Source organism: Martinezella lusitana (assembly GCF_900094565.1).
In the GTDB taxonomy this organism is placed as follows: Bacteria; Pseudomonadota; Alphaproteobacteria; order Rhizobiales; family Rhizobiaceae; genus Rhizobium; species Rhizobium lusitanum.
In genome coordinates, this window is record NZ_FMAF01000007.1 from 56,956 (window position 1) to 69,147 (window position 12,192).

Consider the following 12,192-nt stretch of genomic DNA (forward strand, 5'->3'; position numbering starts at 1 on the left):
CGCGGCCGCGAGCGAAGTTCAGCCCTCGAAGCCAAATCTTTCGCTGTCGAATTTATCCTCGGCAACCGCGGAAGCACTGTGCCCGGCGTCTGTTGCATCTGCTTCCATGGGGAGCGGCGCACCGACCAGATCGGGAAGCGTCATTTCCATCGCAGTGCCCGGAGGCTGCAAGGCCCATGCGACAAGGGCCCCTGTGGACATGGCACCGACCCCGGCCGATACCTCCTGTGCGGCGGTGGTCGGCAGATCCGCCATGGGCTGCATCCTCGCCATGGCATCGTTCAGCGAAGCTCCCGAGCGATCCGCAACGAGCAGGTTGCCCGCATCGTTGCGTCCCACCACCAGGCTCGCAAGGGCCGTGGGGACGGTTCTTTCAGGGGCGGATGTCGGGATCACCACGATGCTGTTCGGTCGCGAAGCCGGCAGTGGGACGGTATAGGATGCGAGGTCGGCGAAGGGTCGAATTTCATTCTCTTCCGCTATCCGTTTGCCGAGTTGAAGCTCCAGTCCATTGCCGGCCCGGCTTCGCGGCGTCGGCAGCATGGCGGTGACAAGGCTTCTGCCGGCCAGAGGGTCGGAGGAGGTCGCCGGGGTTTCGGCGTCATCGTCCTCATCCGCAATGGCCGCAATCCTGCTTCCCGCCAGGCGGACGCGTTTCTTTGATTCCGCGACCGCGACTTCGTAACCCGGCAGCGGCCTTCCATCTGCTGGCAGATGCATGGTCTGCCCCGTTGGAAAGAGCCGCGCGAGCTCCTGGCGCGACATTCTGGGCCAGGCACGGACATTGCCGACGTCCAGATGCACGAACGGCGATCCGGATGTCGGATAGAAGCCGACGCCGCCGACCTGCATCTGCATGGCCACTGCGCGCAGGGTCGCAAGCTTCACGCCCGGTATGTAGAAGTCCATCGCCTTGCCAAGCGTGTGCTGGCTGTGTTTCGCGACACCGGAACTCCGCGATCGGTTTCGCAGCATGCTGTTTGTCGAAGGCGAGCGATAGGCCGAGACGACGTGAATGGGTTCCCTTGCGCCACTGCGGCGATAGACTTCCCAGACCAGATCGAGCAAGTCCGGATCGATCCTGGTCGGCTCGTTCTTCCGCCAATCGCGCAGGAAGCGGTTGATCTGCGCCAGGCCCTTCGGATCGAATTTGCCGCCCCGCTTGAAGACGATGGTTGCCCGTTCGCCGGTATGCGTGAAGAAGAGCTTGAGTGCTCGGTCGTCTGCCGCTGCCTGCGCAGTTCCGGCTAAAGCGCCCAGCACCAGCACTGCAATCAGCGCCACTCGGCAAGCGACGAAGGACAGGGCCATTGCTAAAGTTGTCGTCGGAATGGAAAGGATCGCTAGGTGCACGGATACGACTTTCGCCCTTGGTAAAAGACACAGGAAATCAGAGGCGCCGCATCTGCGACATCGCTTTCGCTACAATTATGGTCAACAAATGCCTAACGGATGGTTTATGGCGCATAGACGCGACGTAAACCGTCGGCCTGGCGCTGCGGAAGCAGGCTGGTTCCGGTCCGAGCAGCATCGGCCTGCGCGGCTAATCGGGCCTAAAGGTGACTGCGCTTACTCGGCGAGCAGCCGCGCGTCAGGCCGGCGGGCGGCCGATATCAGGAGCCGCCTTGCGCGGATTGCGGTCCATTGCTGGTCGATCAGCACCCCAATCAGGATAACGCCGCCCATGACCGCGAAGTTGAGCGAGGAGGGGATGCCGAGAAGATTGACGAGGTTCTGCAGCTCCTGCAGCAGGATCGTGCCCAAGACCACGCCGATCAGAGATCCTTCGCCGCCGCGCAGCGAAAAGCCGCCCAGCACCGCCGCTGCAATGGCGTAGAGCTCGTAGAACTGCCCATGGCTCGCCGGCGAGATCGAACGGGTGTACATCGCGAAATAGATCGCGGAGAGCGCCGTCAGCACGCCGCATATGACATAGGCGATCATCACCATCTTGGCGGTGCGAATGCCGGAATATTTCGCGGCTTCCTCGTTCTTGCCGATGGCATAGAGATAGCGTCCATACACGGAGCGATGAAGGACGATCCACATGACGGCCGCGATAATCACCAGCGCGATGAAGGTGTTTGGCACGCCGTAAAATCGGCCGGCGGTCAGGAATTCCAAGTCGGGAAAGTTTTGGCCGAAGGCGAAACCTGCCGTGCCATCAGCCGTATAGAAACGCGCCGCCCCGCGATAGATCAACAAGCCGCAAAGAGTGACGACGAAGGGCTGGAGGTTGAGCCGCGTAATGAGCCAGCCGTGGATTGCACCGAAAATGCCACCAAGGATCAGGATCACTGGCAGCGCGATGGGCCAGGGCATGTTCTGGACGGCGACGAAATCGATGAAGAGTACGCCGAGGAAGGCAACGAGGGAGCCAACGGAGAGTTCGATCCCGCCGGTGATGATCACGAAGGCTTGCCCGATCGATAATATCCCGAAAAGGCCGATGAGATTTGACGTATTGGCCAGGTTGATCGGCAGAAGGAACCGCGGATTGATGATCGCGACGACAATGCCGACGGCGATGATCAACAGGAGCAAGCCCAGATCTTTCTTACTCATCGTATATCCATTCGATTTGGCCGCAGCCGTTAGTGTATCGCCTTGCCGACGGCCAGCAAAAGCACGTTTTCCTGACTGAACTTATCTTTCTCGAGTATCCCGGCGATTTGCCCCTCATGCATGACCGCGATACGGTCGGAGACGCCGATGACCTCCTCCATGTCGCTTGAGATCATCAGGATCGCCACGCCGGCGTCGGCGAGTTTGCGCATCAGGCCGTAGATTTCATTCTTTGCCCCGATATCGATGCCGCGGGTCGGTTCGTCGAAGATCATCACCTTCGGATTCATCGATAGCCACTTGGCCAGGACGACCTTTTGTTGGTTGCCGCCCGAAAGCGTGCCGGTGCGGGTCGACACGGAAGGCGCCTTGATACCAAGCCGCTTGCCCTGGATTTCCGCGGCGGCATTTTCCCGCTCCGACGAAACCATGAACCGAGACGCGTGAACGGGAAGATTGGGCAGGGATATGTTCTGCGAGATCGGCAGATCGAGAAGGATGCCGTTGAGCTTGCGGTCCTCCGGCACCAGGAAAATGCCATTGGCGACCGCTTTCGTCGAAGAGGTAAGCTTGACGTCTTTGCCATCAAGCGCCGTGGAGCCGCCATAGTTTTTGTCGATCCCGAAGAGCACACGAGCGAGCTCCGTTCGGCCCGATCCGACGAGGCCGGCCAGCCCAAGGATCTCTCCATAGTTGATGGCGAGATCGACCGGCCGGGTCGGATAAGCGGCGGTGCGAATGGCCGTGACCTTCAGCGCGACATTGCCCGGCGGCCGGTGGGCTTCCGCAACACGCGCGGTCAGTGCCCGGCCGATCATCAGCTTTACCATCCGGTCGTGATCGATCAGGTTTTTGGGGAGCGTCCCCGCGAGCGTTCCGTCTCTCAGAACGATGACGCGATCGGCGACGCGCTCGACCTCATGCAGGCGGTGGGAAATGAAGATGACGCTGATGCCATCTGCCTTGAGCGCCGAGATGACGGCAAGAAGCTTTTCGGTCTCGGCAAGCGGCAAGCTGGATGTCGGCTCGTCAAGGATCACAAGGCGAGCGTTGATGGACAGCGCCTTTGCGATCTCGACCATCTGCTGTTGAGCAAGCGACAGCGAGGCCACCGGCGTGTCCGCCGAAAAATTCGCGCCGACGCGCTTCAAGAGCGGCGCGACCATCATGCGCAGGCGGCGTCGGTCGACAAGCTTCAGGGGGCCGCCGCGCAGCGGCTCGCGGCCGAGGAAAATATTGGCTGCAACGTCGAGATTTTCGAACAGGTTGAGCTCTTGATGCACAAAGGCAATTCCAGACGCGATGCTGCTTTCAACGCTAAGGGCAGCATGTTCCGCTCCGTCGAGCAGAATGGTTCCGCGGTCGGGCTTTACGACGCCACCCAGGATCTTCATCAGCGTCGATTTGCCGGCGCCGTTCTCGCCGACGAGCCCGATCACTTCGCCGGGGCTGACATCCATCGAGAAGTCATCAAGCGCAACGACGCCAGGATAGGTCTTGCCGATGCCCGAGAGGCTGAGAAAGGGCGCCGTCGTTTCTGTTGATACCAGTGTGTCTGATCGTTGGTTCATAACGGATATAGAGCCTGCAGGATATGCGATGCGGCTTGAATGCCGATCTCAGCTTCGCGCGCGATCAAGGTGTAACAGCGCCGGATCAATGGCCGGCGCTGTTACAGGAGATGATCTTCAGTTGCCGGCCATCGCCTTCAAATTTGCGGCATAGGCGTCGACGTCATCCTTGCCGATAATCTTCGTCGGGATGATGATCAGCTTTCCAGCAGGAATACCCGATTTGTCGCCCTTCAGATAGGCGGCCATCAGTTTCATGCCCTGATAGGCCCACAGGTAGGGCTGCTGCACCACCGTGGCGGCAATCGTGCCTTCCTTGACACCGCCGAGCGTGATCGGATCGTCATCGAAGCCGACGACGGTGATCTGGCCGAGCTTGCCCGCTTCGCGCAGCGCCTCGTAGATGCGTGGCGTATTGTAGGAATAGAAGCCGACCATGCAGGTGACGTCAGGGCTGGCAACAAGTGCATCCTCGACGTTCTTCTTGGCTCTGGTCTGGTCGATATCGTCGCCGCGCACGTCTGTCAGCTCGATCTTCGTGCCGGCGATACCGTCCTTCATGCCCTTGATACGCTCCTTGGCATTGTCGGCACCGAGCAGGCCGACGAAGCCGATGCACTTGCCACCGTTCGGCATGGCCTTTTTGGCGATTTCGGCAGCTTGCTTGCCGGCATCGACATTCGACGAGCCGATATAAGCGACGCGGTTCGTATCCGGCGCATCGCTATCAGTCGTAAACAGGGCGGTCTGCGAGCCGATCTTGTTCAGGCCATCCGTCGAGGTCTTGGGATCGACAGCCGAAACCATGATGCCCTTGACGCCAGCTGAAACCAGGTCTTCCATCAATCGCTGCTGAATCGCGACGGAAGACTGCTCGGGATATTTCAGTTCCAAGTTGAAATCCGGCAGCTCGGCCTGTGCCTTCTTGACGCCGGCTTCGGCGGCCTTCCAGAAGTCGGACGCGCCGTTGACGACGAATGCCAGCGTCGGCTTGTCGGCAGCATAGGCGACCGTGGCCGTTGCATAGCTCAGCATCAGCCCTGCCGCAAAGGCGGCAGCACCACGTGTTACGTATTTCATGATAATCCTCCCATAGACCCGTTAGCAGGATCCAGTTGCAACTCGCGGCAGACCGGTCCTGAACCCCCTCCTAGGGCCTCTCGCAAGCGAGACACGGCACGTCCAACCACGCGGTCAACGGTATACAACTAATTTCAATTAGTAAATAGTATTACCTTAATGACCATGGGGCATTTCCTCCGACGTTGCGACACAAGTGTCGTTTTCCATCAAGCTTTTGGGCAAAGGACGGCTTTGATACGTTGACAATTCGCTATTCTACCCTTCGACAGTTGCCGAAATCCTCTCAACAGTGCTAATAAAAATTAGCGCGGGGCAAGGCGGTGGGGAAATGTCCGCCAGTTTCGCTTCAGGGGAGACGAGATATCGCTATGAAAAGAACAATCGCCGCAGACGGTGGGCAAGCGGCCGACGGCAACACGGCGCCGAAGCGGAAGGGCCGCCGTCTGGGCAGCAGGGTTACGATGACAGACATAGCCAAGGCTGCCGGATGTTCGCAGGCTGCCGTCTCTTTCGTCCTCAACAATACGCCCGGCATGCGCCTGTCACAACAGACCCGCGACAGGGTCATCGAAGCGGCCCGTCAGCTCGGTTATGTCGCCCCGGTGTTTACCACGCCGCCGGCGCTTGCATCCCAGTCGAAACTGGATGGCGTCATCGGCTTTGCGGTCGACCAGCTTGCAACCAGCCCGGAGGCGGTCGTTGCCATAGAAGGCGCGCGTCAGGCGTCGTGGAATGCCGGCAATGTCCTGCTCGTCGCCCAGACGATGAGCGATCCGGTCATGGAGCCGCGGGCAATAAAGGCGCTTACCAATAGCGGGATTTCGGCCCTTATCTACATGACGATATTCACCCGCGAGGTGGAACTCCCCGACTATTTGTACGACCTCAATATTCCGCTTGTTCTCCTTAATTGCTACACCTCGGACTATGCGTTTCCGGCGGTCATCCCGAGCGAAATCGCGGGCGGCCAGACGGCCACCCGGCATTTGATCTCGCACGGCCATCATCGGATCGCGACGATCACCGGCGAGCCATGGATGCAGGCGGCTCAGGACCGGCTGACGGGCTATCGCAGGGCTCTGGCAACGGCCGACATTCCATTCGACCCCGAACTGGTGATCGAGGGCGACTGGTCGGCGAGTGCCGGCTATTCCGCGACGATGAAGTTGCTCTCGCTTGCCGAGCGCCCGACTGCAATCTTCTGCCAGAACGACCGCACCGCCATCGGATGTTATGAGGCTCTCAAAGAGGCGGGGCTGCATATCCCGAAGGATATGTCAGTGATAGGTTACGATGACGAAGACATTTCCCGTCATCTCGTGCCTCCTCTGACGACCTCCGTCCTTCCGCACATGGCAATGGGCCAATGGGCGATCGAACATCTTGAGACAGCGATATTGCCGCGGGAGCGCCGTTATCAGATTACCAAGCTGGAATGTTCGCTTGTAAAACGGGCGTCCGTCGCTGCCCCCGCCGGTGTGCATGCGATTGCTGGCGCAAGGGCGGCCAATCGCAGAGCGCGAAAAGTCTGATGCATTGGCAGCTCGGCTTTCGCGGAAAGACGAGATCGCTCTCCACATCGGTGGATTGTCTAGGGGCTAAGCCCATTGGCCGCCAAGCCACAGCATCGCTTCATCGGCAATCCTGAACTGCACGGCGACTTCTTCAGCATATGCCATCGGCCGAAAACGGGCTCGAATTGGCAGGAACCGCCCCCTCGGATCGATTGCCGAGGGCGGGTGCCGACTGCCATGTTGCGGCCAACGAGACGGTTCGCCCCGCAGCCTTTTCAGCACCCGGCAACCTCGATCTCGGTATCGTTCAATCTTTCTCAAAGGAACCCATCGATGGCAGACGAACCGAAGATGATCGCGGGCATCGCTATCCCGGACAGCGCAATGACAAGGGCCGCAACCGAGCTGGTACGGGATACGGAAACGGATCTCCTCTACCACCACTCGCGTCGCGTTTTCCTCTTCGGCGCCCTGGCGGGCAATCGAAAGGGGCTCGGTTATGATCCGGAGCTTCTCTATATCGGCGCCATGTTCCATGACATGGGCATCATGGACGAATATGCCAGCGAGACGGACCGCTTCGAGGTCGACGGCGCAAATGCAGCCCGAGCGTTCCTGACCTCCTATGACGTCTCCGAGCGCGATGTCGATGACGTCTGGGATTCGATCGCGCTTCATACCACTCCCGGGATCCCGCAGCACAAGAGACCAACCGTGGCGCTCGTGACCGCCGGCGTGGAAATGGACGTGCTGGGCATCGGCTATCATGACGTCAGCGATGGCCAGCGCGAAGAAGTTTGCCGTTGCCATCCGCGCGGGCTGAAGTTCAAGCACGGCATCCTGACGTCCTTCTGCCTTGGCACGATCCGTAAGCCTGAAACGACGTTCGGCAACGTCAAGGCCGATGTGCTTTCCAAGATGGACCCGACCTACAAGCGCGGAGATTTTGTCGAGATGATCCTCAGCTCTCCGTGGGAAAGTTGATCGGGCTTCACTTCGGAGCCTTGAACTGATCTCGGTATTGCACCGGCGAGATGCCGAGATTTCGTGCAAAGACCTGACGCATGCGCTTCGGGTTGCCGAAGCCGCATTCGTACGCGATCACTTTGAGAGGGTCGTCCGTTCGCTCGAGCATGTTGCGCGCGGCGTCGATGCGGGCCTTTTCGAGGAATTCGGCTGGGGGATGTCCCGTGCCGGCAACGAATGCCCGCGCAAAGCTGCGGACGCTCATGGAGGCGGCAGTGGCAAGGTCCGCCACCGAGAGCCGCTCTCTCAGGTTGGACATGACAAACGCAGCCGCAACGGAGATCGGAGATTTCTCGTCCGAGAGCGTTTCCACATAGGGGCTGAACTGCGATTGGCCGCCCTGACGCTGGGCCACGACGACCAGTCGCTTTGCGACAGAAAGCGCCAATGCTGATCCGTGATCGTCGCGGATCAGCGACAGGGCAAGGTCGATGCCGGCCGTCACTCCGGCGGAGGTAATCATCGGCCCGTCGCGCAGATAGATCCGGTCGACTTCAACATCCGCCTTCGGAAAGGTGGATGCAAGACGCCGCGCATTTTGCCAGTGCGTGGTAACCTTGCGCCCATCGAGAAGCCCTGCCGCTCCCAGACAGAATGCCCCGGTGCAAACCGAACCGAAGATCCGACTGGCGGCGGACAGGCGGCGGACGCAATCGATCAGGTTTTGCGGGAACTCGGTATCCGGAAGGGCGGGGCCGCCCGCGATCAGGAACAGGTCGTAGGGCCCGGCTGCTTCGTCATAGGATAGATCCGCGACCAGCGTCATGCCATTCGATGCGCGAAGGGGAGCTCGGTCGGGACCAATCAATGTCACCTGGTATCCATCGTCGCCGGTGAGAAAGACGGTCGCCTCGGCGAAGACATCGAGAGGTCCGGCCACATCCAGCATCTGAACGCCGGGAAAAATCAACATTGCTACCGTACGCATCCGCATCCCCATCACGCCCCTTGGCCACTTTTGGGTGCGTAAAGCCAATGTAAAATCGGCCACGGCTAAAATGCCAGCATATTCATGATGGTCCGCTCAAGGCAGCCGCTTGCCGCGTACCGGCTCGAACAGATGCGCTTTCTTCACATCAATCTTGAGCGAGACGGACTGGCCTGGCGACACCGAGGGGCGGTCCCTGACGGCCGCGACTCCTGGGATAGAGATGTCAGCATACTCATCGCGCATCATTCCCGTTCGTTTCAGCGGGTTGAAAGCGCTGGCGGCGGCGGCGCAGCGGTTGTGCCGGAGCCGAGCGAGCGCTGGACCATCACGCTGTCGGCCCAGCGGCCGTAACGATAGGCGACGCCTGGCAATAAACCAACGCGCGCGAAGCCGAACCGTTCGTGCAGGGCGAGCGAAGCAACGTTATCGGCATCGATATAACCGATCATCTGCCGGAAACCGGCGGCTGCGCAGGCGTCGATCAGCCCGCGCATGAGCAGGCTCCCAACGCCCTGGCCGATATGGTCGTGATGCACATAGATCGAGTGCTTGACGGTGTAACGATAGGCCGGGCGTTTGCGGAACAGCACCACATAGGCGTAGCCTACCACCACTCCGCCTTTGATCGCGACGACATGGGGGAAGCGGCGGTTCTTCAAATTCTTGCGCCGCTCCCGCAGATCGTCCGGTTGCGGCGTGTCGCTATCGTCCACCCCATCCTCGATGCCGCGGCGAATATGGCGGCGATAGATCGCCAACATGGCATCAACGTCGGTTTCCCGGGACGGGCGAATGACGATTGTTTTGTCCTGCTCCATGATCGAACCCGAATTTCCCAGCCTATTCGGCAACGACATAGGTATAGAGCCGGACGCGGCCAGATGCATCGGTCTCGCGATAGAGCCCTTGAATCTCCACCTCAAATCCGGGGAAGGTGTTGAAGCTGGTCTCAAACATCTTGAGATAATCGATCATGGGTTGTGCCTTGTCCGTCAAGCGTTCGCCCGGCACAATGGTGGCGATGCCCGGGGGATAGACCACGAACGGCGTTGTCGCGATGCGGCCGGCGATGGCGTCGATCGGCAGATACTCCACATCATTGCGCACCAGGCAGCGCGCCGCATCATGGGGCGAGAGGACGATCGGCGGTAGGTGCGCAGCGGAAAACTGCATTGCCTGAAGCGCGCTGACATTGGCTTGGCGGAAGAAGCGGTGCATTTCTCCGCACAGATCGCGTAGCCGCACCCCTGCATAGCGGTCCGGCCGGCGGCGATAGAATTCGGGGATTGCCTCCTCCAGCAGCGCATTGTCGTCGTGGAGTTTTTTGAAGGCGACGAGGCCGCTGATCAACGTACCGGCTTTACTGGCTTCCACGCCGGGGGTGAGGAGGAACAGCAGGGAGTTGAGGTCGTTCTTCTCCGCCACGATACGGTTTTCCCGCAGATATTGCGCGACCACAGGCGCTGGGATGCCATGCTCGGCATAGGTGCCGTTCGCCCGATCAAAGCCCGGGGTGAGCAGGGTGAGCTTGTTGGGATCTGTCATGGCGAAGCCCGGTTCCATGCCGGAAAACCCGTGCCATGCCGCATCGGGAGTCAGGTGCCAGAAGGCAGGATTGGTGGCGAGTTGATCGGTGGTGACGCTCTCCCAAGGCACATCATGCGCCGCACCGGGGCTGGACACATCCGGGATCGCCACCCGGTCGGGCACGAAAGGTTCGAAGAACCAGCGACGCTCGGGGCGATGCTCCTTTTCCTCAAACTCGCGTCGCACGGCCCGGATCTTCTTGCGCAGCTCGATGCCGAGACGGATCGTGTCGTCCCACAACACCACGCCCGAGCGACCCTTCATCATCTGCGCGCCCACGTCGAGCGAGGCAAACAAGGGGTAGAAGGGCGAGGTCGAGGCGTGCTGCATGAAGCTCTCGTTGAACCGCCGATGCTCCACGCGGCGCTTCTGGCCGGAGATATGCCGATCCTTCATGTGTATCTGGGACGCCTGCGAGAAGCTCGCGAGCTGTTTATGGGTAGATTGCGTGGCGATGATGCCCGGCGCGTCGGGGCCAAGATCACCAAGGCCCATGGCAAAGCGTCCGGCATATAGCGGGTGAAATTTCATGAAGCCCGCCCATGCCTCGTCGAAGAGGATATAGTCGCACAGGTGCCCGATGCGCTTGAGGATCATCTCGGCATTGTGGATCGTGCCGTCATAGGTGCACTGCTCCACCACCGCGACGCGGAACGGACGCGGCTTCTTATAGGCATCGGGATCTTTCACCAGCGGATGAGTACGGATGCGCTCTCGCAGGGCCTCCTCGTCCAAGGCTGAGAAATCTATCGGACCGATCAGCCCATGGACGTTGCGTTTGGTCGGCAGGTAGACCGGAATGCCGCCGGAGATCATCAGAGCGCCATGATGGGCGGCTTTGTGGTTGTTGCGGTCGAACAGCACCAGATCGCCGTCGGTCACGAGTGCGGAGAGCGCAACCTTGTTGGAGGTGGAGGTGCCGTTCAGTACGAAATAGGTCTTCTCGGCGCCGAAGATCTTGGCTGCCTCCTTCTGTGCAGCAAGTGCCGGCCCCTCGTGGGTCAGCAGGTCGCCGAGGTCGAGCACCGAATTGTCGAGATCGTCGCGGAACACCGCTTCGCCCAGATGCTCCATGAACACCCGACCGATGGGGCTGCGGCTGTAGAACACGCCGCCATTGTGCCCAGGGCAGGTCCAAAGCTGGTTGCCTTCCTCGGCATAGTCTACCAGCGCGCCGAAAAACGGTGTCTTCAGCGTCTCGGCATATTGCTTGAGCCGGCTGATAAGGTTCTTGGCGATGAAGGCAGGCGTTTCCTCGGAGAGGAAGACATAGCCGTCGATGAAGTCGAGCACCTCCACCGGCACGTCCTCGAAGCGTTTACGGCGGATAAGCAGGATGATCGGGAATTCGAGGCCGCGGCGGCGCATCAAATTGATGAGAGAGGCAGTCTTGCCCTCGAGCCCCTTCTTGCCCCAATCGACCATCATGCAGCCGATGGCGGCGTCCGTCTGTACGGCGATCTCTGCGTCTTCCAGATTGCGCGCGCGCACAACCTCGAAACCTGAGCGTTCGATTTCCTCAACGATCTGGTTATAACGGGTTCCTTCCAAATCCTCGTTGTCGAAGGCCGGCGTCGCGAACAAAAAGTTAAAACGTCTGAAATATTCCATCTGGCCACCCGTTCTTGATTCGGCACGAGGTGTCGACGCATTTCATGACATGGTTGTGACAGGGTACCGAATGTCCGAGAGACCGCAACAGTCTTTTCGGAGACAGAGCCGTGAGGACTGCAAATCTCCGCACTTGGCGCGAAGGGACAGCTATCTCTGTGAAAAAGCATCGAAGAAAGACCCCGTCGAGAGGGCGCTTAAGCTATTGAAATAGATTCGGCTTTCCGGACTGATAGGGATCACGACAGGCGTCGGTCACGATCTCGCAGATGACCTGATTTTGCTGTCAATTTCAAATCGTTGT

General features: G+C 59.9%; 9 protein-coding genes. 2 read left to right on the forward strand and 7 right to left on the reverse strand.

Translation table 11 applies throughout. From position 1 onward, the window contains the following. Positions 1-18: 18 nt before the first annotated feature. The 4 genes from GA0061101_RS16690 to GA0061101_RS16705 all read right to left on the reverse strand — a co-directional run bounded on the left by GA0061101_RS16690 (position 19) and on the right by GA0061101_RS16705 (position 5,216). A complete protein-coding gene (locus tag GA0061101_RS16690) occupies positions 19-1,311 on the reverse strand; it encodes a peptidoglycan L,D-endopeptidase MepK (RefSeq protein WP_092574236.1) in 1,293 nt (430 codons plus the stop codon). 258 nt (positions 1,312-1,569) lie between these two features. Continuing rightward, complete coding sequence (locus tag GA0061101_RS16695; protein WP_092574237.1) at positions 1,570-2,565, reverse strand: ABC transporter permease; 996 nt, start codon at positions 2,563-2,565, stop codon at positions 1,570-1,572. Between the two features lie 29 nt (positions 2,566-2,594). Beyond that, positions 2,595-4,136, reverse strand: coding sequence for a sugar ABC transporter ATP-binding protein (locus GA0061101_RS16700; protein ID WP_092574238.1), 1,542 nt, complete (start codon positions 4,134-4,136; stop codon positions 2,595-2,597). Positions 4,137-4,253: 117 nt separating this feature from the next. Continuing rightward, positions 4,254-5,216, reverse strand: coding sequence for a sugar-binding protein (locus tag GA0061101_RS16705; RefSeq protein ID WP_037191814.1), 963 nt, complete (start codon positions 5,214-5,216; stop codon positions 4,254-4,256). A 464-nt stretch (positions 5,217-5,680) separates the two neighbouring features. On the opposite strand from GA0061101_RS16705, the gene GA0061101_RS16710 reads away from it, so the two are divergent. Then, positions 5,681-6,751, forward strand: a complete 1,071-nt coding sequence (locus GA0061101_RS16710; RefSeq protein WP_244655298.1) for a LacI family DNA-binding transcriptional regulator — start codon at positions 5,681-5,683, stop codon at positions 6,749-6,751. Between the two features lie 315 nt (positions 6,752-7,066). Next, complete coding sequence (locus GA0061101_RS16715; protein ID WP_037191811.1) at positions 7,067-7,717, forward strand: HD domain-containing protein; 651 nt, start codon at positions 7,067-7,069, stop codon at positions 7,715-7,717. 7 nt (positions 7,718-7,724) lie between these two features. Here GA0061101_RS16715 and GA0061101_RS16720 read toward each other — a convergent pair whose 3' ends face one another. The 3 genes from GA0061101_RS16720 to GA0061101_RS16730 form a co-directional block, all read right to left on the reverse strand. Beyond that, positions 7,725-8,687, reverse strand: coding sequence for a GlxA family transcriptional regulator (locus GA0061101_RS16720; RefSeq protein WP_037191810.1), 963 nt, complete (start codon positions 8,685-8,687; stop codon positions 7,725-7,727). A gap of 260 nt (positions 8,688-8,947) precedes the next feature. Then, positions 8,948-9,508 (reverse strand): GNAT family N-acetyltransferase, encoded by a 561-nt coding sequence (locus GA0061101_RS16725; protein WP_037191807.1) that lies wholly within the window; start codon positions 9,506-9,508, stop codon positions 8,948-8,950. 22 nt (positions 9,509-9,530) lie between these two features. After that, positions 9,531-11,888: an Orn/Lys/Arg family decarboxylase gene (locus GA0061101_RS16730; protein ID WP_037191806.1), complete on the reverse strand. Its 2,358-nt coding sequence runs from the start codon at positions 11,886-11,888 to the stop codon at positions 9,531-9,533. Between the last annotated feature and the right edge of the window lie 304 nt (positions 11,889-12,192).